At 68.5% G+C, this 20,514-nt stretch carries 21 protein-coding genes and 1 pseudogene; 8 read left to right on the top strand and 14 right to left on the bottom strand.

Annotated features, from left to right (window positions below):
* Nucleotides 1-211: 211 nt before the first annotated feature.
* From K338_RS0118815 to K338_RS26040, 8 genes are all read right to left on the bottom strand, one after another.
* Nucleotides 212-412: a hypothetical protein gene (locus tag K338_RS0118815; RefSeq protein ID WP_022919703.1), complete on the bottom strand. Its 201-nt coding sequence runs from the start codon at nt 410-412 to the stop codon at nt 212-214.
* A 6-nt stretch (nt 413-418) separates the two neighbouring features.
* Nucleotides 419-1,009 (bottom strand): hypothetical protein, encoded by a 591-nt coding sequence (locus tag K338_RS0118810; RefSeq protein ID WP_040654453.1) that lies wholly within the window; start codon nt 1,007-1,009, stop codon nt 419-421.
* A gap of 16 nt (nt 1,010-1,025) precedes the next feature.
* Nucleotides 1,026-1,505, bottom strand: a complete 480-nt coding sequence (locus K338_RS0118805) for a single-stranded DNA-binding protein (protein WP_022919701.1) — start codon at nt 1,503-1,505, stop codon at nt 1,026-1,028.
* Between the two features lie 83 nt (nt 1,506-1,588).
* The gene (locus K338_RS0118800; protein ID WP_040654449.1) at nt 1,589-3,343 is read right to left on the bottom strand and encodes a type IV secretory system conjugative DNA transfer family protein; all 1,755 of its coding nucleotides are present in this window, start codon (nt 3,341-3,343) and stop codon (nt 1,589-1,591) included.
* A gap of 32 nt (nt 3,344-3,375) precedes the next feature.
* Nucleotides 3,376-3,921: a hypothetical protein gene (locus tag K338_RS0118795; RefSeq protein ID WP_022919699.1), complete on the bottom strand. Its 546-nt coding sequence runs from the start codon at nt 3,919-3,921 to the stop codon at nt 3,376-3,378.
* Nucleotides 3,922-3,949: 28 nt separating this feature from the next.
* Entirely contained in the window at nt 3,950-5,437 is a 1,488-nt protein-coding gene (locus K338_RS0118790; RefSeq protein WP_022919698.1) for an ATP-binding protein, read from the bottom strand.
* Nucleotides 5,434-5,835: a hypothetical protein gene (locus K338_RS26045; RefSeq protein WP_211218269.1), complete on the bottom strand. Its 402-nt coding sequence runs from the start codon at nt 5,833-5,835 to the stop codon at nt 5,434-5,436. Before K338_RS26045 ends, K338_RS0118790 begins: the two co-directional genes overlap by 4 nt.
* A gap of 195 nt (nt 5,836-6,030) precedes the next feature.
* Complete coding sequence (locus K338_RS26040) at nt 6,031-6,210, bottom strand: hypothetical protein (protein ID WP_211218268.1); 180 nt, start codon at nt 6,208-6,210, stop codon at nt 6,031-6,033.
* Nucleotides 6,211-6,839: 629 nt separating this feature from the next.
* On the opposite strand from K338_RS26040, the gene K338_RS26310 reads away from it, so the two are divergent.
* Complete coding sequence (locus K338_RS26310) at nt 6,840-7,427, top strand: CHAT domain-containing protein (protein ID WP_245543010.1); 588 nt, start codon at nt 6,840-6,842, stop codon at nt 7,425-7,427.
* Between the two features lie 7 nt (nt 7,428-7,434).
* Here K338_RS26310 and K338_RS23990 read toward each other — a convergent pair.
* The 3 genes and pseudogenes from K338_RS23990 to K338_RS25745 form a co-directional block, all read right to left on the bottom strand.
* Nucleotides 7,435-8,226 (bottom strand): annotated as a pseudogene (locus K338_RS23990) (SCO6880 family protein); the annotation flags it as partial.
* 100 nt (nt 8,227-8,326) lie between these two features.
* Nucleotides 8,327-9,085, bottom strand: a complete 759-nt coding sequence (locus K338_RS23985) for a TetR/AcrR family transcriptional regulator (RefSeq protein WP_281166631.1) — start codon at nt 9,083-9,085, stop codon at nt 8,327-8,329.
* A complete protein-coding gene (locus K338_RS25745; RefSeq protein WP_157612647.1) occupies nt 9,072-9,539 on the bottom strand; it encodes a hypothetical protein in 468 nt (155 codons plus the stop codon). Before K338_RS25745 ends, K338_RS23985 begins: the two co-directional genes overlap by 14 nt.
* 107 nt (nt 9,540-9,646) lie before the next feature.
* Here K338_RS25745 and K338_RS24840 point away from each other — a divergent pair, with 107 nt between their 5' ends.
* Nucleotides 9,647-10,471, top strand: a complete 825-nt coding sequence (locus K338_RS24840; RefSeq protein ID WP_051155004.1) for an alpha/beta fold hydrolase — start codon at nt 9,647-9,649, stop codon at nt 10,469-10,471.
* A 330-nt stretch (nt 10,472-10,801) separates the two neighbouring features.
* Nucleotides 10,802-11,952, top strand: a protein-coding gene (locus tag K338_RS0118750) for an IS3-like element ISAar43 family transposase (protein ID WP_157612646.1) whose coding sequence is annotated in 2 segments (ribosomal slippage) — nt 10,802-11,072 and nt 11,072-11,952 — 1,152 coding nt in all. Because the reading frame shifts where the segments join, the coding sequence is not laid out codon by codon here.
* An 85-nt stretch (nt 11,953-12,037) separates the two neighbouring features.
* Here the strand turns inward: K338_RS0118750 and K338_RS0118745 are convergent.
* Nucleotides 12,038-12,415 carry a VOC family protein gene (locus tag K338_RS0118745; RefSeq protein ID WP_022919692.1) on the bottom strand — a complete coding sequence of 126 codons (378 nt, stop codon included), beginning with the start codon at nt 12,413-12,415 and terminating at the stop codon, nt 12,038-12,040.
* Between the two features lie 357 nt (nt 12,416-12,772).
* Here K338_RS0118745 and mobF point away from each other — a divergent pair, with 357 nt between their 5' ends.
* Complete coding sequence (gene mobF / locus K338_RS0118740; RefSeq protein WP_027287042.1) at nt 12,773-16,336, top strand: MobF family relaxase; 3,564 nt, start codon at nt 12,773-12,775, stop codon at nt 16,334-16,336.
* Between the two features lie 8 nt (nt 16,337-16,344).
* Here the strand turns inward: mobF and K338_RS23975 are convergent, their stop codons facing one another.
* Together K338_RS23975 and K338_RS25740 are read right to left on the bottom strand one after the other, a co-directional pair.
* Entirely contained in the window at nt 16,345-17,019 is a 675-nt protein-coding gene (locus tag K338_RS23975) for a DNA-processing protein DprA (RefSeq protein WP_483826391.1), read from the bottom strand.
* Between the two features lie 97 nt (nt 17,020-17,116).
* Nucleotides 17,117-17,347, bottom strand: a complete 231-nt coding sequence (locus tag K338_RS25740) for a hypothetical protein (protein WP_211218266.1) — start codon at nt 17,345-17,347, stop codon at nt 17,117-17,119.
* A gap of 208 nt (nt 17,348-17,555) precedes the next feature.
* Between K338_RS25740 and K338_RS0118725 the strand changes: the two genes are divergently transcribed.
* From K338_RS0118725 to K338_RS0118715, 4 genes are all read left to right on the top strand, one after another.
* Nucleotides 17,556-17,963 (top strand): hypothetical protein, encoded by a 408-nt coding sequence (locus tag K338_RS0118725; protein WP_022919690.1) that lies wholly within the window; start codon nt 17,556-17,558, stop codon nt 17,961-17,963.
* A complete protein-coding gene (locus tag K338_RS0118720; RefSeq protein WP_022919689.1) occupies nt 17,960-18,364 on the top strand; it encodes a recombinase family protein in 405 nt (134 codons plus the stop codon). Before K338_RS0118725 ends, K338_RS0118720 begins: the two co-directional genes overlap by 4 nt.
* A 226-nt stretch (nt 18,365-18,590) precedes the next feature.
* On the top strand, nt 18,591-19,157 hold the full coding sequence (locus tag K338_RS25735) for a PDDEXK family nuclease (protein WP_157612644.1): 567 nt from the start codon (nt 18,591-18,593) through the stop codon (nt 19,155-19,157).
* A 72-nt stretch (nt 19,158-19,229) separates the two neighbouring features.
* On the top strand, nt 19,230-20,514 hold a 1,285-nt coding region (locus tag K338_RS0118715; RefSeq protein WP_022919688.1), incomplete at its 3' end, for an ISL3 family transposase.

Genomic DNA, 20,514 nt, shown 5'->3' with positions numbered 1-20,514 from the left:
AGGGCTCCGAGGTCGATGCCTTGTGGGAGGTCGAGGAGCGTCATGGTCGTGACGTGCCTTTCGGGCTCTCACCCACCCCGGAAACGGGGTCGGGTGCGGGCGCCGAGAGGCTGTCACGACACAGATGGAAGGGGCCCGCCGAACCGCGACGGGTTCGGGCAACAGAGGGTAAGCCGGGAGCGCCCTGGTGGACGTGCTTACGCGATCGATTCTACCGTTCGCTGGTCAACAGCGCCCGGAGCTGGGCGCCGGCCTGCCCGACCGGGCTGCTGCTGCCGGCCTCGCGCAGCGCGACCCGGATGAGGACTTCGGCGACCTTCTCCACATCGATTTGCTCCCGCCTGGTGAACGTCACGCGCAGGTTCCGGTCCGCGGAGGGCCGGTCGGTCTTGCGCTGGTAGTTCCGCACCATCACCGCTCACCCGTCCGTCGGATCGATGTCCTGGTCATCGAGGCGGGCGAAAACGGCGTCTTCGGCGGCTTTGCGGCGGGCGACCTGCTCGATCACGAACGCGATGAAGTCCTCGCGCCGGTCGGTGATCGGGGTGTCCTCGATCGCGGGTGCGGGTGGTTCGCCGGGCCAGGCGGTCTGCCGGGAGGGGCGGTCGCGGTCCAGGCGGGTGCCGGAGGCGGCGACCCAGTCGCGCAGGCGCTGCCGGGCGGCGGCGAAGTCGCGGTGCCACCCGATCGCCGCGGACGCGTTCTGCTCGGGGTCGTAGGCGGCGAGCCAGTGCAGATGCAGTGCGGACAGCTCCCACTGCAGCTCGGGGTGGCGGTGCCAGTACGGCGGGATCACCGACGCCGGCAGCGCGTAAGTCCTCCTCAGCCATTCGACCCAGCGGTTCAGGGCCAGCCATTCGGCTTCGAGGTCATGGGAGAGCAGCAGGTTCCAGTTCACCGGCCGCGGCGGCCCCGGCACGTCAACACCGGCGCCGATCGCATCGAAGTCCTCGTCCTCCCAACCCTCGACATCGGGGTCGTCGGGCGGAAGCGCGTTCTCCTCGCTCATCATGTCTCGCCTCTGCTCACATGGCCCGTGCGGGCTGCTCGTGCTCGGGCTGGTCCTGCTCGACGGGCTCGAAGGTGACCTGCCGCTGCGGCTGTTGCCGGTCTGGGGACTCCATCTGTGACAGACGGCGCGGAGGGCCGACCTGCGTGTTCATGCGGGCCATGTCGTGTCCGAGCCGGCTGGCGATGAACTCCGTCGACTCGATCCCGGTGTTCGGGTTGGTGCTCGACTGGGTGCGGCCGATCGCGAGGAACCAGTCACCCTTGGCGAGCTTCACGTCGCCGCTCTCGGCCGCTCCTCGAAACGCGACGACATCGTGGAAGGTCGTGGGGAGCTTGGTGCGCGACCCGTCGGGTGCGAACTCGTAGTGCTCCTGCCCGGCCCGGAAGTACAGGCGCTTCGTGCCGTTGTGCGTTGTCGGCTGCGGGTTGGAGGCGACGAACCCGTAGAAGGCTTCGCCGATCTCGGGGTCGGGGTTGGTTGGCTGCTCGTTCATCGGATGCTCCCGGTGCTCTGCTCACGCGACCCGCATCTGGTCGGGGTCGCTGGGGCAGGCAGGTGCTCCCGGTCTTCCCCGGCTCACTCGTGCTGGTGGGTGTCGTGCAGGAGGCGTTCGATCTCGGCTCGGTCGGCTTTGAGCTGGGCGCCCTCGGGGCGGTCGGGCCAGCCGCGCATGTCGGTGATGATCGGCGGCGCGGAGCGGAGCAGGGTGACGGCGGTGCCGAACGGGAGGCTGCGGATGCGATCCGGCGGCAGGATCGCCACCCGCCGGACGGAGCGCTGGTTGGAGCGGGAGCCGTAGTCGCCGACCGTGGTCGAGTCGGTCAGCTCGTCACGTTCCCCGATCAACGTCGACAGGTCCTGGAGATCGCGGGAGTTGGAGGCGCCGCCGAGGATCACTTTCACGATGGAGGCATCCCAGATCGCGCCGGCCTGGTGCTCGTTCCACTTGTCGCGGGCCTGCGCGAGCGATTGGAGCACGGCGAGGGTGGTGATGCCGGTGCCGCCGCCTTCGGCCATGAGGACGGGCAGTCTCGGAAGAGGTGCGAGGTTCCCGATCTCGTCGAGAGCGAGCAGCATCGGCGGATCAAGCCGCGCCCCCGCCGACCGGGCCGCCATGCGCCGGGCGGTCTCGACCAGATCCTCCACGAGGGCCGCGACGAGCGCGGCGCTGTTGCCGGCTCCTGCGCCGGTGGCGAGGAGGAACAGCGTGCCCCGGTCGCGGATGAACGCTTCGGGATCGAACTCCTCACCCGGTGCCGGGGAGACCGCATCGAGCACCCGCGGATCAGCCAGCGCCGCCAGCGACAGGGAGACGCCTTGCCAGATGGAATCGCGGGTGCGGGGGTCGGCGTCGATCATCGACGCCAGGGAGTCGGCCCACCCGGTCGCGGCGTCGGCATGGTTGGTGAGGATCGCGACCGCATCCGCCGCGGACGTCGGATCGAGAGTCCACCGGAACAGCTCGGTCGGACTGCGGCGGTCCAGGGCGGCGGCGTGCAGCAGCGCTTGCAGCGCCGCCCGCGTCTTGCCTTCCCAGAAGTCGCCACCCTCCACCCCGCCCGCGGACAAACCGGTGGCCGACGCCAGGCCGGCGGCGCGGATCATCGCGGTCTGCGGAGACTCGCACCCCCGGATAGGCGACCAGCGCAGCCCCGCGGGCAGGCCTTCGGCGAGATGCTGGGGATCGAACACCGCGACCGGGCCGATCCGTTTCCGGGCGCGCAGGCACGCGGTGACGTTGTCCGGCCGCGTCGACGTGGTGACGACGGCGCCGGGTGCGTCGAGGATCGCCGGGATCACCAGGAACAGGCCCTTGCCGCTGCGGGGCGCCCCGACGAGCAGCATCGAGTCCTCGACCGACGCCCAGACTTCCTGGTGATGGGCGGTGCCGAGCCGGTATCCGACATCCCCCGGCGCCGGATACTCCAGCGTGGGCCGCAGCGTGCCGGCCCGCCGCAGGAGCACCCGCGCGGAGGCGGCCTGGGCGACCTCGTGACGGGTGGCGGTGCCTTCCTGCCGGTGCGGATCACGCGCGGCCTGCCGCATCGTCCGCCGCACCACGCCCCAGACCCAGAACCCCGCTACGACCAGCACGCCGAGCATGAGGGCGGCGGTGATCCAGTAGACGACCGGATTCAACCCCGCGGCGCCGAGCTGCCCGCCGGGGTCAGCGGGGTCGAAGAACACCGCGACGCCGCCGACCGCGCCAGCTGTGGGCTGCGGGCTGCCGGTGAGGAACGCGGCCACGCTGCCCGCGGCGCGCAGCACGAACGCGACCCCGAGTAGCCCGCCGACGGCGATTAGGACCAGGTTCGTGAGCTCATCACCCATCGCCCCGCTGCCGGGCCGGGTGTGCGGGCCGGTCACGACAGACCCCGGACGACGATCGTGCCTGAGACCCGGCCGACCAGCACCACCTCGCCGGCCTTCGTCGCGGCGATGACGGCGGGATCGAGGACCTCCCGGACTCGTCCTTCATGGGTCGCGTCGGTGTGCCCGGTGATCAGGGCGATCGCGACGTCCTCACCGGCGATGAACCCCTCACCGCCATCGACCCGCACCGGATCAGCAGCCCGCCGCCGCCTCGCCGTCTTCACGGGCTCCGACTTCTCCACCGGAGCTGCCGGGGCGGGCTTAGGGCGTTTCGCGGCGGGGAGGATGTCGGTGAAGGTGCTGCCGTCGCATTCGTGCACCGTCACCCGTACCGGGATCGCGTGGTCCTGGGTGGCGTGGTCGATGATCTGCCCGAACAGGCCCCGCCGCCACGCCGGCACACCCTCGGGCGGGGCGAGGGGCTTCCCGTCGAGAGTGGCCGTGAGGGTGCCGTCGTCGTGCACATCGAGCACGAGCAACGGCACCGACACCGGCACGACGGACGACTCAGCGGCAGGGGCATGGGTGTGTTTCATGCCCCCAGGTGCACCCGCCCCGTCTGGCTCAGGTGCGGGCCGATGCGCGTGAGCTCGTGTCGAAGAGCCGATTTTCGGCAGGGTGCAGCTGGTGCTGGACCACGTAGGACTCGCCCTTGATCTTCCACAACCCCTGCCCGACCCCGAGAGTCGGCAGCAGCGCCTGTTCGGTGCCGGTCAGGCCGAGCGCGGCGGAGGTCGGGCCGAGCTGGTCGGATTCCTGCCGGTAGATGATCCTGGTCTCCGCGTTGGCGAGGAGGCTGTTGGCCAGGCCTCGCATGGCGGAGCCTTCGTCGCCGACGTTGTCGAGGTCGGAGACCTTGTGGAAGATCATCGCGTTCGCGATCCCGTAGGCGCGGGTCAGACGCCAGTGAGCGTCCATCCGCTTCAGCAGCGCCGGCTGCGACATGAGCCGCCATGCCTCGTCGTAGATCACCCACCGCTGCCCGCCCGCCGGGTCCAGCAGCGCGGCCTCCATCCACGCCGACGAGCAGGTCATGAGCGCACTGATGAGGGTCGAGTTCTCCGTGACCTGCGACAGGTCGAGTGAGATCATCGGCAGCGACGGATCGAACACCTCCGTCGAGGGGCCATCGAACAAGCCCGCCAGGTCGCCGCGGACCAGGCGGCGCAGCGCGTGCCCGACGATCCGGCCGTCTTCCTGCAGTCGCCCATCTGCATCATCGTCGGGGTCGAGGAGATGGTCGACGATCATCGGCAGGATCGGCACATCGTTGCCCCGCATCGTCGCGGCGAGGGCTGCGTCGATCGCAGTGTGCTCCAGCGGGGTCATCGGCCGCGCCAGCACGGTCTCGGTGAGCGCGCCGATCAGATCCCGCCGCCGCGAGGTGACCGTCGCCAGCCACTGCTCATCGCTCATCCCGGACGGCCGATACCCCTCGTCCAGGGGGTTCAGGCGGGAGGGCAGGCCGTGGCCGAGCTTGATCGCCCGGCCCCCGACGGCCTCGGCGACCGCGCTGTGCTCACCCTTGGGGTCACCGGGGATGTAGACCCGCCTCCCGAACCCGAGCGAGCGCGTATAGAGCGACTTCGCGAGCGAGGATTTGCCGCTGCCGACGATCCCCGCCAAGACAAGATTCGGGGCGGTGATGACCCCGTTTGCGTACAGCACCCACGGGTCATACACGAACGACCCGCCACTGTAGAGGTCTTGTCCGACGAACACGCCCTGCGAGCCGAGACCCCCTTCCGCGAGGAACGGGAACGCCCCGGCCAGCACGGCAGAGGTGTCCTGATGCCGCGGCAGCCGGAACCGCCCCGGCGTCCGCAACATGGCCGGGCCGGGCTCGCCGACGGCGGGCAGATACCGGGTCGCCTTCCGCTCCTCCCGCTCCCGCGCCTTCTTCGCCTTCGCCTCGGACATTGCCTTCCGGCGCTGCTCGACGGCGAGCTCGGCCGCTGCGGCGCGGCGCTGCTTACGCAGGCGGCGACGTTCCTTCGCGGGGGCGACGAGCACCGTGGTGTGCAGGCGCTCTGCCTCCTTCTCGGTGCTCATCGGGTCAGGCCCCGGTTCTCGGCGACCTCGGCGATCGCGTCCGGCAGGAACCACGACGCCCCCTCCGACCGTGCGGTCCCGCGATGCCGCCCTGGCCGCTGATGCGTCGTCTCGGTGATGGAGGCGGGCGCATCGAGGTCCGGGTTAGGGGCGTCGATGCGGCGGGAGAGGCATACGTAGTTCAGGTCCGGGCTGTAGGTCAGGGCGTAGTCACCGGAGGTCGCGAGCCGATCCGCCGGTGTCTGCGGGGCGGTGTCGTAGACGTACCCGTTCTCCATCGCATCAGAGATGGTGTCGTCGCCCTGGTCCCAGCCGGCGAGGTAGGCGATTGCGGCGTCCGTGCCCTGGCGGTCGATGATCTCCATCACCGGGTCGGCCTCCTCGCCTTGGAGGAACACGACGCTGACCCATCGGTGCGGGGCGTGTTCGGGCTGCCAGGCGATGCGCCCGGACCGGTTCAGGGCTCGGTCGAGCACCGAGTCGGCGCGGCCGACGTAGGCGGCTGCTTCATGGAGCGCAGCCGCGGCCTCGAAGGCGAACTGGCTTCCCTCCTCTCGGCTGCCGGTAACAGTCGCGGCGCGGGCGGTGTGCTGCTAGTGAGCGCGGCCGAGCTGGTCGAGCACCTGACCCAGCGACCGCATGGCCGCCATCAGCTCCCCGATGACCGGGTAGAGCACATCGGGGTCCTCGACACGCTGGGTGGCGTGCGCGAGCCCCCGCACCGCCTCGGCGGCCTCGCGGGCATCAGCGTGCGGATCATCGAACGTCGGCATGAGCAGACTCCTCTACGAACAAGAACGGACAAGGGGGCAGCGCCCCGGCCCCGGAGGTGAGAGGGGGCGGGGCGCTGTGCTCCCAGGTGCGCGCGGCTCTGCTGTGTCAGTGGTGCCGGATAGCGTTGCCAAGCAGGTGAATCGAGAGGAGCCGAGTTGGGATCACAGCAGTACCGCGGGGAGCTGGAGCGCAAGAGGAAGCAGCGCGTCGACGCGGAGAAGAAGGCCGGTGAGTACCGGAACAAGGAGTCGAAGAAGCGTGCCGAGGCCGACAGGGCAGGCAGGAGGCGGCGAAGACCAAGAGCGCGGCCGCCCAGAAGTCGAAGCTGAGCCGGGCCACCCAGCGCGACAAGGAGGCCGCGTCCGCCGGCAGCGAAGCCAGCAAGTGGCAGGACAAGGCATCCGGCTACCGGAAGCAGGAAGCAGACCTCCAGACCAAGCTCGCAAGAGCAGAGCGCTCCGAGGCCGACGCGGCCGAGCGCAAACGCAAGCGAGAGCAGACCGCTGCCGATCGGCGTGCGGCCGCCGAACGCGCGGCGACCGAAGCCCGATTCGACCGCACCGAACACGCCGTCGGCGAAGCCCTACGAGAACTGCGGGCACCCAAGCCAGAGAAACTGCGTGTCCTGTTGCTCGGCGCATCCTCCGAAGGCGATCTGCGCGTCGGACGAGAGCAAAAGCGCATCCGCTCCGCGGTCGAATCCGCGCTGCACCGGGACCTGATCGACCTCGATGTCCGCCCTGCCGTGACCGCGAGCGACCTGCTGGACGGCATCACCAAGTTCCGCCCGCACGTCGTGCACTTCTCCGGCCACAGCAACGAAGACCTCATCGTCTTCGAGCACGACACCGACGCACCACACGAAGGCCAGGTCGTCACGGCGCGAGCGTTCTCACGCGCGATCGCCGCGACCGACGATCCGCCGCTGCTCGTGCTGCTCAACGCCTGCAAATCCGCCGCGCAGATCGATCAACTCGTCGCAGAGGTCGTGCCGTTCGCCATCGGCATGGCCGACAGCATCGACGACGGCGACGCCATCAACTACGCCGCCCAGTTCTACGCCTCCATCGCGAACGGGCAATCGGTGCGCTCGGCGCATCTGTCCGGACAGGCCGCGCTGGAGATGGCCGGCCTCGACGGTGCCGAGCTCCCGACCCTCGCCGCAGCCGCCGATGTCGACCCCGGAGCCGCGATCCTGGTCAAGCCCGCCGACTGACCACATCTCAGATGCGGCGTGCGAGCGGCAACGCGGCGGCGGTGAAGGCCTGGGCCTGCTGGCCGACGAGGAGGCGGGTTTCGCAGGAGGCCTGGATCGCGGACTGTTCGATCGCGGCGACCGCGGTATCGAGCTCTTCGATGGTGGGGGCGGTGACGGCGATCAGACCGGTGTAGCGGAGCACGCCGTGACCGGCGGTGAGGTCGGCTTCCTGCCGGAGCACGTCCTCGTATTCGGCGGTCTGGGAGGCGTCCTGGATCTGCCCGATCTTCGCCCGCTGCGCCTGGTCCGAGATGTACTCGACCTTCTTCTTGCGGATGTCGCGGACGGCCTGGTCGGTGCGCAGCGGGGTGCACAGCAGCGAGATCGACCGCTGGATACCCGTGGACAGGGCGACCGGGGCGAGGAACCCGGGGTAGACCATCGCTCTGGGCCATTCGCTGATCCAGAGCACGCAGTGGTAGCCGGAGTCGGTGCGCAGTCTCGTCCAGGTCTCGGCGACGGCGACCGGGCCGGCAGTGGCGAGGTCCTGCCCGAGCTGCCCGTGCCGCTCCAGCGTGGGGCCGATCGCCGGGTCATAGGCGGTGCGCAGCATGACCGCGAGCTGACCGGTGCTCAACCATCCGGTCGGGGTGAGGTCCGCGGCCCGCAGCGTGGCGGTCAGGGTCGCCATCTCCTGGCGGAGCACGTTCGCCGCGCCCTTGATGCCGCCGCCGGCGGTGCGGATCTGCCGGGCCGCGGCCCGCATGTCCAGGCTCAGCGAGAGACTGGTCGCGTGGCGTTCCCCGGCGGGGGCGGCTCAGTACACCTCGCGATGTCTGGAAGCAGACCATTAACGGGTAACTGAGCGGGGCTTTTCGCCTCGCATTCGAGGGACCGGAGACTTGCGCGAGAGCGATTCAGGATCGCCGGCTGGCCTCGCCGAGCGCTACCTGTATGAGTGCCCGGACACCGCCCGAAAAGGTGTCCTGAGCCGCCAGTGCGGGCCAGTCACGACCTATCGAGGCCAGTTCGGGAACCTTCTCGGCGTTTCGCCCTTCAAATGGCGCTACGGTCTCATCGATCAGTTTTGAACGATCCACCGTGGTCTCGGAAGTATCGCTGCTGCGGTAGTGGACTAGCAGCTCTCCAATGGTGAAGTACCAGATGTTGCGGAACAGTGCGACTGCTTCTTCCCGGCTACATCCGCCGCGACGTGCGCCGTCGAGCATGGCCTCAACGAACCATAGTGCGTCATCACTGAGCCGCCCGACGAATCCATCGACGGTGAGGACCTCGGCCGCCCACGGCAGCTCGCGCAACGCCTCATGGAGGGCCACCGCCGCCACGCATATCGTCTCGCGCGGTTCGGATGGCAGCTCGGGACGCGGTATTTCGGCAGCGTATTCACTGATCAGTCGGACCAGTAGGTCCTCGCGATCACGGACGTGGTGATAGATCGTCGCGGCTCCGATCCCGAGCTCCCGGGCGAGACCACGGATGGTGAGGCTCTCCCATCCTTGTGCCTCGATCACGCGCCAGGCTGCAGCGAGAATGTCGGCTTGAGACGTCGCCGGGGGGGGGGCGACCTCTGCGCCGCCCGACCTGCGGCTGATCGGTTCTCTCGACCACGGGTGACTCCTTCGACGAGGCCCAGCATTCCAGTCACCGTTTCGCACCACGGAACAGCAGTGTTACGGCGAGGGCTCCTGCGATGGCGGGCAACGCAATGAGGACACCCCACTGCATCGGGAAGACGACACTCCCGTACTCGGTCGCGAAGAGCATCGCGAGAGCCGTGGCACCGTTCGCAAGCACTAGTAGAGCGCCGACACCTGACGCAACCCTCCGGCTCACCCATGCTGTGACCGCAACTGTCAACCAAAGTACCACCAGCGATCCGGCGACCGCATAAACGATGAAATACAGCAGGCCAGAGTCGACAGGCACATCGTGCGCGCTGTACATGTTCACGGCATGTGAGTGCAAGGTGCGAGCTGATTGTTGATCGATGGCCGCTGCAACCGCAGGGACGGCCGAAAGCGCCGCCGCCGCCCCAAGGGTCCGTCGGCCGTAGGCCAGGGGATTCACTTCATCGCTCCCGGGCGTTCGCCCGGCTTCTTTTTCGAACATGTTCCTAAACTGGGTCACGAGGTACCCACGGTCAAGCAGGTTGTTACACTCGACATATGCCTGGTGCCGTGGGAAGGTTCCGAGGCGCTGATGCCCGGGCACGCTTCATGCGCGCCTTCGACCGAGCGATGGAGACCTGGCCCGCGCGAGTCGACCACCAAGTCGAGACGAGCTACGGAACGACGGTGGTGTCGGAATCGCGGACGCGCCGCGCTACCATCCCGGCCCTCCTTCTTCCCGGTGGCGGAAGCACGATCGCCTCGTGGGGCCCATTCGTCAGCGCCTGGGAGTCCGAGCGGCAGATCTTTGCCGTTGACACCATCTGGGACGCCGGCCGGAGCGTCCAGACCAAGCCACTTCCGACGGGCGCGGAGGTTGCATCATGGCTCGAGCAGACCCTCGACGGCCTGGGGATCGAGAAAGTGCACCTGGTGGGTTTCTCTTACGGTGGCTGGGCCGCACTGAACCAGCTCGTCCGCTTCCCCTCCCGCCTCCAGAGCGTCACTGCGCTGGACCCACCCGGGTCCCTTGCGCCGATCCCCCTGGGAACATGGGCACGAATGCTCGCCATGTTGCTCGGCGATGAAGAACGATATCGCTCGTACTTGGCCTGGGTACGAGGAGGAAAGCTGCCCGAATCAACAACACTCGACCTGCTTATCGCCAGCAGGCGAGAGTTCGTGCAGGCAGGGACGCCGCGCCCACAGCGCATCGCCCCGAGCGAATGGGCCGCATTCGACTCGCGGGTTGCGGTCCTACTCGGCGGAAAAAGCCGGTTCGTCCCCCGCAGAGCTGAAGCGACCCTTCGGCGCCGTGCTCCCGAGTCCGAGGTCAAACGTTTTCCCAACGCCAGTCACGCGCTGCTCGTCGACGAAGCCGAAGCGATCACGCAGTACGTGAACACCTTCATGCGCGATCGTGATGCCCTCTAGACGCTGCTCCTAATTGCGATCACCTTCGCTAAGCCCACGCCCTGCCACAGGTGCTCGCGAATCCTGGGTCCCGGCTGCTCATCCCGTGGGCGACGGGCGTCACGGTCAGGGGCGTTACGGCGACCGTGCAGTCCGCCGTAAACCATGCCGGCAGCAGGCGACAACAGTGCGCCGGAGCAATAATCTCGTCATGAGCATCGAACGCATCGTCCTCGACCTCTCTGTCACGGACCTCCGCCGGAGCGTCTGGGCTGACCCCGTTCGGTAGGTCCGGTGGTTGTGTGAGTCGTCCTGTTGCCCGGGGGTCCGGGCAGGGAGACTGGTCAGATCATGACGAACAGCAGGAAGCGTCACACTCCGGAGCAGGTCGTCCGTAAGCTCGGGCAGGCCGACAGGATGCTCGCGGGCGGGAGCGACATCGCCGGGGTGTGTCGAGAGCTCGGAGTGTCCGAGCAGACGTACTACCGGTGGCGGAACCAGTACGGCGGATTGAAGGCCGACGACGCGAAGCGGCTGAAGGAGCTCGAGAAGCAGAACGCCACGCTCAAGCGACTGCTCGCCGAGGCAGAGCTCGAGAAGGCTGCCCTGAGGGAGCTGGCTGAGGGAAACTTCTAGGCCCGGGCAGGCGCCGCGCCGCCGTCGACCACCTCAAGCGCAAGCTGCGGGTGAGCGAACGAATGGTGTGCCGTCTGGCCGGGCTGAGCAGGTCCGCATACCGTCGCCCGCTCCAGGGCGAGACGACAGCCGACCCGGACCTGGCGTTGCGGGACTGGCTGCGGGCGTATGCGAAGAAGCACCCGCGGTGGGGATGCCGCAGGGCCTACCACGATGCCCGCGGCGAGGGGTGGGTCGTGAATCACAAGAAGATCCAACGGCTCTGGCGCGAGGAAGGGCTGCGCGTCCCGCAGCGGCGTCGCCGCAAACGCGTTGGGTCTTCGACCGTCGACGCCCCGGCAGCGGTCGCACCGAACCTCGTGTGGGCGGTGGACTTCCAGTTCGACACGGACGAGCAGGGCCGTCCGATCAAGATCTGCTCCATCGTCGACGAGCACACCCGCGAGTGCATCGGCGGGCTCGTCGAACGGTCGATCACCGCGGACCGGCTCACCGCCCACCTCGAGGACCTCGTCGCAGTCCGCGGCGCCCCCGCGGTGCTCCGATCCGACAACGGCCCCGAGTTCATCAGCGACGCGATGGCCCACTGGGCCGGCACCCGCACCGGCCTGTTCTACATCCCGCCCGGCTCGCCCTGGCACAACGGGTACGTCGAGTCGTTCAACAGCAGGCTCCGCGACGAGTGCCTGAACATCAACAGCTTCTACTCGCTGCTCCACGCCCAGGTCGTGATCGGCGACTGGAAGACCGAATACAACCACGACCGCCGGCATTCATCGCTCGGCTACCTCGCACCCGTCGACTACGCTCGGCAATGCACCCATCAATCGGAAACCGACGACTCGCACAGCGACCGGACCGAATGAAGGGGGCGGCTCAAGGGCTCAGGACAGCAAGAACCCCTGCCGCTCATTTTGAGTAGCAGAGGTTCTTGGCCGGCAGGCGCAGCTCTTACAGGTACGGTTGCGTGATGAGTTCGAGATAGTGGCCGGACGGGTCGAGCAGATAGACGCCTCGCCCGCCGTGTTCATGGTTGATCTCTCCGGGTCTCGTGCGCTGCGGGTCGGCCCAGTGGTCCCAGTCCCGTTCCCTGATCTTCGCGTAGGCGCGGGCGAAGTGCTCGTCGTCCAAGAGGTACGCGTAATGCTGTGGCGGGAACTCGAACGGGAGAGGGCCGGCGAACTGGAGCATCACCCCGCTGCCGATCTGGATGTTCGTGAACGCGCCCCACGACTCAGCGGGTGTTGCTTCCAGCATGTCGATGTAGAACTCGGCCATGGCCGTGGTGTCAAGCGAAGCGATGATGGTGTGGTTGAAGTGTGCAGTCATGGATTCTCCTTGTCGTCGCCGATGTGATTCTGGGATCGCATTGACGCAAGGAGGCGCACGGATCAGGGAACGACCAGATAGCCTTCCCGGGAACGGCCGCTGTGGGCCTTGCTGGTCTTCATCGGTTCCATATTATCCAAGACCTGCGGTCCTGGCCATCGACGGTCAGTTTATCCCGTCCCCTTCCTGCGAGAGTTCCGCAAAGATGTCTTGCCCACGGCCCGGCCCCGCTCTTTGTCTCCTGCCTCGTGAGCCGCCATACGTCTTTCAAGCGAGGCCCCTGCCGTCAACCTAAGTTGACAACGGGAGGTTGAGACGCTTCGCCGTTGTGAGATGCCGTCGGCTCACCTGGTCGGTATGACGGTCTCGATGCGAGTGATGAGCGCCGGCGACGGTTACGAGTACCTGCTGCGCACCGTCGCCGCCGGTGACGGCGACCGCTCGCTCTCGACCCCGTTGACGAGGTATTACACGGAGGAGGGAACTCCTCCCGGGTTTTGGATGGGGTCGGGCCTGCCGTACCTCGGCGGCGGCGAGCTCACCGAGGGCGGCCGGGTCTCCGAGGCTCAGCTTCAGCTCCTGGTCGGGATGGGTCGCGACCCGATCACGGGTGAGCCGCTGGGTGAGGCGTATCGGCAGTACGCGAGCGTGCAGGAGCGCGTCGATCAGCGGGTCGCTGACCTTGACTCGGAGCTGGGGCCGGTGTCTCGTGCGGAGCAGGTCGCGGCGATCGAGGCGGAGGAGGCTGAGCGCGGCACCCGCCGGGCGGTCGCGGGGTATGACTTGACGTTCTCGGTGCCGAAGTCGCTGTCGGCGTGGTGGGGTGTTGCGGACGGAGGCACGCAATCCCTGATCGCAGACGCCCATCATCAGGCGGTTGCGGAGGTGGTTGCGTTCCTCGAACGCGAGGTTGCGACCACGCGCGTCGGTGCCGCCGGGCCGGAGGGCGCGGTCGCGCATGTCGATGTCGCCGGCGTCCTCGCAACCGCGTTCGACCACTACGACTCACGCAGTGGTGATCCGCAGTTGCACACGCACGTCGTGGTCAGCAACAAAGTGCTGACGGTGCAAGATCAGAAATGGCGCACCCTCGCCGGTCGCCCGGTGCACGCCTCGGTCGTCGCGCTGTCCGAGCTGTACAACGCGATCCTCGCTGATCGGATCACGGGCATGTTCGGGATCGAGTGGGAGGCCAGGGAGCGGGGCCGGGATCGGAACCCGGCATGGGAGCTTGCGCCGGTGCCGGACGAGCTGATCTCGGAGTTCTCGTCGCGGTCGCGGCAGATCGAGGAGGAGAAGACTCGCCTGATCGACACTTACCGGGCCAAGCATGGCCGTGAGCCGTCGGCGAAGACGATCCTGAAGCTCCGCGCCCAGGCGACCCTCGCGACTCGTCCGGAGAAGCGGGTGCAGTCGCTCGCTGCCCTTACCGCCAACTGGCGCCACCGCGCCGGCGAGGTCCTCGGTGAGGACGCGACCGGCTGGGCGCGCACTCTCACCGGCACCGGGGAGCAGGCGGCGCTGTTGCGAGCCGACGATGTACCCCTGGACACCATCACCGACCTCGGCCAGTCCGTCGTCGCGGCGGTGGGTGAGAAACGGTCGGCGTGGCGGCGCTGGAACCTCCACTCCGAGGCGAGCCGGCAGCTCATGGGCATCCGGTTCGCGACCGCCGCTGACAGGGAGGCGATCACCGGCATGGTCACCGACGCCGCCGAACAGGCGTCGCTGCGGTTGACGCCGCCGGAGCTGGCATCGAGCCCGATCGTGTTCCGCCGCCCCGACGGATCAAGCCGCTTCCGCCACCCCAGCGCCGTCCTTTACTCCACCGAAGAACTGCTGGCCGCGGAAGACCGCCTCCTCGACCGCTCCCACGCCACGACCGGGCCGACCGTGGAACTGGCCACCGTCGAGAAGATCACCAGCAGACCGGATACGGAGGGCCGCCGGCTCGGCCCCGATCAGGCCGATGCCCTACAGCGGATCGCCGTGTCGGGCCGGGTCGTCGACGTGCTCGTCGGGCCAGCAGGTGCAGGGAAGACGACAGCGATGAGCGCGTTGAAGCGGGCCTGGGAGCAGCGGCACGGCACAGGCAGCGTGGTCGGGCTCGCCCCGTCGGAGAACGCGGCACAGGTGCTCGGCGAGGAACTGGGGATCGCGACGGAAAACACGGCCCGCTGGTGGCAGATGCACCTCCTCCACGGAACCACGTTCGACAAGGACCAGCTCGTGATCCTCGACGAAGCATCCCTGGCCGGCACCGGCTCCCTCGATCGCATCACCGGCCTCGCCGAACAAGCCGGCGCGAAAGTCCTCCTCGTGGGCGACTGGTCGCAACTCCAGGCGGTGGATGCGGGCGGGGCGTTCGGGATGCTCGTCCACGACCGCGGCGACGCCCCCGAACTGGTCGACGTACACCGGTTCACCCATCAATGGGAGAAGGCCAACTCGCTGGCCCTGCGGCACGGCCGTACCCAGGCCATCGACACGCTCATCGAGCACGACCGAGTGCGCAGCGGGGAACAGGACGCGATGATCGATGCCGCCTACACCGCCTGGCGGGCCGACGTGCAAGCGGGGTGGGCGTCGATCCTCGTCGCCGAAACCCGCGAGACCGTCACCCAACTCAACGAGCGGGCCCGCGCCGACCTCATCCTCGACCGCACGATCACCCCCAGCCGAGAAGTCACCCTGCACGACGGCACCCAGGCATCCAAGGGTGACCGGGTCATCACAAGGGAGAACGACCGGCGCCTGCGGTCCAAGAACGGCAAGAACTGGGTGCGCAACGGCGACCGCTGGACCATCACCGCCGTTTCCAGCGATGGGTCGATCACCGTCCGCCCCGCCGGACGACGCTTCGGCGGCTCACTCGTGCTACCCGCCGCCTACGTCGCCGAACAGGTCGAACTCGGGTATGCGATCACCGGGCACCGCGCCCAAGGCGTCACGGTCGACACCGCGCACACGGTCGTGACGGCGACGACCACGCGGGAGAACTTCTACGTCGCGATGACCCGCGGCCGGCACGGGAGCTACGCCCACGTCGCCACCGACACCACAGACGACGCCCATGTCGCCCCGCACCCCTCCGACAACCCCGACGCCACCGCCCGCAGCGTTCTGTACGGGGTGCTCCAGCACGTCGGCGCCGAGCTGTCCGCGCACGAGACCATCACCGCCGAGCAAGAGTGCTGGGGGTCCATCGCTCAGTTGGCGGCGGAGTACGAGACCATCGCCCAAGCCGGCCAGCACGACCGCTGGGCCACCCTCCTCGAAACCTCCGGCCTCACCGAGGGGCAGGTCGACATGGTGCTCGGCTCCGACGCCTACGGTGCCCTATCCGCCGAGCTGCGCCGGGCCGAGGCTAACCATCACGACCTCGACGCCCTGTTCCCACGCCTGGTGGCGGCGCGGGACTTCGCCGATGCCGACGACATCGCCTCGGTCCTGCATCACCGCCTCGCCCGCGCCACCGCCCGCCCCGCCGGGTCCGGACGCACCCGCCGATCGCCACGGCTGATCGTCGGGCTTATCCCGTACGCCTCCGGCGTCACCGACCCCGAGATGCACCACGCCCTCACCGAACGCGAAGAGCTGATCGAACACCGCGCATCCGCGGTCCTCGACCGCGACCTGAACGAGGGAGAACCATGGACGGCCGCGCTCGGGACCAAGCCCGCGGACGCACGGACGGCGCAGCCATGGCGGCAGGCCGGCCGTGTCGTCGCCGCGTACCGCGACCGGTACCAGATCACCGACGACACCCCGCTCGGCCCAGGGCCCGGATCGGATGCGCAGAAACTCGACGCCGCCCGCGCCACCGCCGCGCTCACCCGGGCCCAGCAGCTCAGCCGCCATACCCCGAACACCGAGCAGCCGGACCCCACCATGGAGGCCCGGCAGGGCCGCGCGCTCTGACCCGCGGATCAGAGGGAGCGGCCGGGCCGGTACTGATCGACGGCATCGAGATCGCGACCGGCGCTCAGCCCCGTGGTTCGTGCCGGGGCCTGGCGTCGTCGGTCGCTGGTGAGGGTGGCGAGGTCGTGGTGGCCGGTGACGAGGGCGGCGGTGCCCTCGCTCAGCAGCAGATGTGTGCCGGTGCTCGCCGCGGACGTGACCGGCCCGGGCACCGCCCCAACCCCACGACCGAGGGCATGCGCTTCGCGGGCGACGTGCAGGGAGCCGGAGCGTGCCCCGGCTTCCACGATCACCGTCGCCGAGGACAGTGCCGCCAGGAGCCGGCCGCGGGCGATGAACCGGTGCCGGGTCGGCGCCGCCCCGGGCGGCATCTCACTCATCAGCAACCCCACATCGCCGACCCGTTCGAGCATGTCGCGATGCCCCGCCGGGTAGAGCCGGTCCGGCCCGCCGGGCACCACCGCGATCGTCTGCCCGCCGCTACTCAGCGCAGCGCGGTGGGCGGCGTCGTCGATGCCGTAGGCGCCGCCGGAGACCACGATCTGCTCCGCGTGCGACGCATCGTGCGCGAGCTCTCCGGCGACGTGATCGCCGTAACTGGTCGATGCCCGTGAACCGGTGATCGTCACCCGGGTTTCCTGCCGGACTGCGAGGAACGAGGTCGCCCCCTTCGTCCACAGCACGTATGGGGCACGATCGCCCAGTGCGTCCACTGAGACCGGCCAGTGCGCATCGCCAGGGATCAGCGGCGCATACGACCCGTCCAGCGCCCCCGCCAGCTCATCGCCGAGGCTGCCGTGAAGCGAAGTGCTGCGCGGTGTGGTGCAGGATCGCTGCTTCCTCAGCCCGGACGCCGGGCATCGGCCCGCCCGCGTCGAGGAGCCGGAGGGTCTCGACGGCGCCTTCGCGGCGCAGCAGGCGGCCGGCGGTGCGGTCGGCGGGCTCGATCATCATCGAGAGCATCACGCGGGCCGTCCGCTCATCGGAGGCGTAGTTAGCCAGAGCAACCATGACCGGGTCCTTCCACTCACCAGGCACTACCAGCGCAGGTGCACCCGGCATCGCGACGAGACCTTCCCCTTCGCCAGGCCCCGGCGTAAACTAGGAGGTGAAGCGCAGGCATTCCATCTGTAGGGTCCTTCGGGATCGCCCCTTCCGGGGGCCACCACCAACACGCCGCTTCTCGATCATTCGAACCGTGTTGAATGGAGGCCCACCGATGTTCCTCAGCGACCGCGTCCGACGCCGCTGGCGCCAGAGCGAGAACACCGCCCAGAACCTGGAACCGGCCCGCCGGCTCTTCCCGACGAACCGCATCCGCGATGCCGTCTACACCCGCTGCGGACTCAAATGGGACGTTCCCGCGATGCTGCTCGCCGCCCCCTACATCGCCGCCGTCAAGTTCCTGACCGACCACATCGAGCAGGGCGGTCCCGGCTGGCTCCACCTGGTCGTCCAGCTGTGCGCATGGAACGCGCTCAAGATGCTCTGGCTCGGCCCGATGAGCCTCATCGCCCTCGCCCGCGTCCGCTACCGAGAGCACGTCCAGCGTCGCGCTGCTCGCCGTGAATCCGAGTCGCGTACTACGCCGGATGAGGTTCTGGTCATGGCCGGAGGTGCGTCATGAAGGCCGTCACCTACCGGTACAGCGCGGCAGAGAACCCGACCTGGCTGGATCAGCAAGAAGTCGACTGCCGCCGCTACGCCGACGAGCACGGCATGACCGTCACCGAGGTCTTCACCGACGTCGGGCGCAGTCGCTACGGTCTGCAAGGCGTGCTCGATGCCGTCGAGCGGGAGGACGTGACCGGGCTCATCGTCACCGACCTCGCTCGGCTCGGCTCCAAGTACGCCGATCACGTCGCCGTCGTCCAGCAGCTCCACGACGCCGGAGTCGACATCCACGTCACCAACGACCGCACGACGAGCTCCGTCGAGGAGAACCTGATCGCCGTCAAGCAGGCGTACACCGAAGCTAACGCTCGCTTCGCTGACTACCCGCTCAGCAGCGACGACCCCGACCACTAGCGGGCTCCTCACTTGCAGTACCGGCCTGGCTCCCAACTTCCGGGAGCGGGGCCACATCCACGGGCCGCGTCCCGTCCGTCACGCGTTGGCACCTTCCTGACGCGCCTGCGACTAATGGACCCGAACCACACAGGGCTTCTCACGACCCACGAGCTGACGATCGCAGAGCAGAGCAGCGCTATCTCATAGGATTGGCGGTGACGACGCTCGAACGAGGAGGTGCCGCGTGTCCCTGGCGACCCAGCCGCATGCAGGCGGCGGTGCCCCCGAACTCATCGACTTTCCTGTCCCCGTCGTGCCGGGCTCGCCAGCCCCAGCGCTTCCTGGATCGCCCGTACCTCCAGCCCACCGCATCTACTTCTATTCACCAGACGAGTGGGAAGTCTTCATCACCGAGTGGGCAACCGGAGTCACTGTTTCGTATCGACAGATCAAACAACTCGGAGGCTCCGGAGACCGCGGCGTCGATGTCGCCGCGTTCAAGAGCGACCGTGGCCTAGAAGACGCATGGGACTGCTTCCAGGCCAAACATTACGACGGATCACTCACTGTGTCGGACGCATTCCCGGAGATGCTGAAGATTTTCCACGGTGTGGTGGATGCCTTCTATTGTCTTCCGGACCGATACGTGTTCGTCGCGCCGCGGGGATGCGGTCCAACGCTCAATCGTCTGCTGAGTAAGCCTACGGATCTCCGGAAGAAGTTCCTCGAACTGCTCGACGCACGCGGCACCGCTACGCGGCAGTATGACGGCTCTCCGTGGTTCGTGGTGAAGGTGCCGGCCGCGCCGTAGAGAGGGAGGGGCTCGTGGCCCTGCTGTGATGGGTGTTGTCGGACATCCATCGAGTAGCGAGGACCACGAGCTGTGAATGAGCCTACGGGCTCGCGGCGTGATGCCGCGAGCACCATCTTCAACCTGCCCGACTACCGCGTCATTGATGCGGTCGACCTGCCGGGCGGGGGTCGGCGGATCACGATCGCCTCGACCTGCCCGCCGGGTTGCCCCGAGTGCGGGGTGATCGCCGAGCGGGTCCATTCCCGCCGGGTGCAGTGCCTGCGGGACATCCCGGTCGCTGGCGCGGTGGAGGTCTGGTGGGCCAAGCGGCGCTGGTTCTGCGATGAGGACCTGTGCGGGCGGGGCACCTTCGCCGAGGCCACCGACCAGGTGCCCAGATTCGCCCGCTCCACGACCCGGTTGAAGGACCAGGTCACCGCGGCGGTGATCGATGCCGGGCGTGCGGTCGCCGAGGTCGCCCGCGCCCGCGGTGTGTCGTGGCACCTGGTCCAGGCCGCGCTGAGCGCCGCGGCTGCCGTGGTGCTGCCCGATGTCGACGACGTGCCCGTGACGCGGCTGGGCATCGATGAGCACCGCTACCGGTCGGTGCGCTTCTTCCATGACGAGACCGGCACCTGGCGGCGGTATGAGCCGTGGATGACCACCCTGGTCGATCTGACCACCGGGCAGGTCCTGGGGATCGTGGACGGGCGCGACTCGGCCGCAGTGGGCACCTGGCTGTCCGCCCGGTCCCAGGCATGGCGGGACCGCATCGAGGTCGTCGCCATCGACCCCTCCGCCGCGTTCCGCAAGGCCCTGCACACCTACCTGCCCCAGGCGCCGGTCTCGGTCGACAAGTTCCACCTGATCAAGCTCGCGAACGACGCCGTGACCCGGGTGCGCCAGCGCTTGACCCGCGACCAGCACGGGCGCCGGGGCCGCAAGCGCGATGCGTCCTGGGCCAACCGCAGGCTCCTGCTGCGCGGGGCCGACACGCTCTCCGCACGTGGCTGGGCACGCCTGGATCGAGTGTTCCGCGAGGATGACCCCACCGATGAGCTCTCCGCCGCCTGGGGCATCAAGGAGCAGCTCCGCCGGCTGTTGGCCACCACCACTCTCGCTGATGCGTGGCAGGAGCGAATGCGCCTGGGCTACTACGTGATGGTGGCGAACATGCCAGAGACCGACCGGCTCTACGATACGATCATCGCCTGGTGGGAGGCCATCGAGGTGCTCATCGTCACCGGCGCCACGACCGCGAAGGTCGAGGCCGCGAACACCGGCATCAAGAACATCAAACGCACCGGCCGCGGATTCAAAAACGCCGGCAACTACCGAACCCGTATCCTGCTGACCAGCGCCGCGAGAATGGCGG

Origin of the sequence: Ruania albidiflava DSM 18029, from assembly GCF_000421225.1 — a bacterium.
Lineage (GTDB): Bacteria > Actinomycetota > Actinomycetes > Actinomycetales > Beutenbergiaceae > Ruania > Ruania albidiflava.
This window is presented reverse-complemented; position numbering and strand designations above follow the sequence as displayed.

Coding starts and splice junctions, on each gene's coding strand:
- K338_RS0118815 (WP_022919703.1), bottom strand. CDS start 412: ATGGTGCGGAACTACCAGCGCAAGACCGACCGGCCCTCCGCGGACCGG.
- K338_RS0118810 (WP_040654453.1), bottom strand. CDS start 1,009: ATGAGCGAGGAGAACGCGCTTCCGCCCGACGACCCCGATGTCGAGGGT.
- K338_RS0118805 (WP_022919701.1), bottom strand. CDS start 1,505: ATGAACGAGCAGCCAACCAACCCCGACCCCGAGATCGGCGAAGCCTTC.
- K338_RS0118800 (WP_040654449.1), bottom strand. CDS start 3,343: ATGGGTGATGAGCTCACGAACCTGGTCCTAATCGCCGTCGGCGGGCTA.
- K338_RS0118795 (WP_022919699.1), bottom strand. CDS start 3,921: ATGAAACACACCCATGCCCCTGCCGCTGAGTCGTCCGTCGTGCCGGTG.
- K338_RS0118790 (WP_022919698.1), bottom strand. CDS start 5,437: ATGAGCACCGAGAAGGAGGCAGAGCGCCTGCACACCACGGTGCTCGTC.
- K338_RS26040 (WP_211218268.1), bottom strand. CDS start 6,210: ATGCCGACGTTCGATGATCCGCACGCTGATGCCCGCGAGGCCGCCGAG.
- K338_RS25745 (WP_157612647.1), bottom strand. CDS start 9,539: ATGTTCGAAAAAGAAGCCGGGCGAACGCCCGGGAGCGATGAAGTGAAT.
- K338_RS24840 (WP_051155004.1), top strand. CDS start 9,647: ATGCGCGCCTTCGACCGAGCGATGGAGACCTGGCCCGCGCGAGTCGAC.
- K338_RS0118745 (WP_022919692.1), bottom strand. CDS start 12,415: ATGACTGCACACTTCAACCACACCATCATCGCTTCGCTTGACACCACG.
- mobF (WP_027287042.1), top strand. CDS start 12,773: ATGACGGTCTCGATGCGAGTGATGAGCGCCGGCGACGGTTACGAGTAC.
- K338_RS25740 (WP_211218266.1), bottom strand. CDS start 17,347: ATGGTTGCTCTGGCTAACTACGCCTCCGATGAGCGGACGGCCCGCGTG.
- K338_RS0118725 (WP_022919690.1), top strand. CDS start 17,556: ATGTTCCTCAGCGACCGCGTCCGACGCCGCTGGCGCCAGAGCGAGAAC.
- K338_RS0118720 (WP_022919689.1), top strand. CDS start 17,960: ATGAAGGCCGTCACCTACCGGTACAGCGCGGCAGAGAACCCGACCTGG.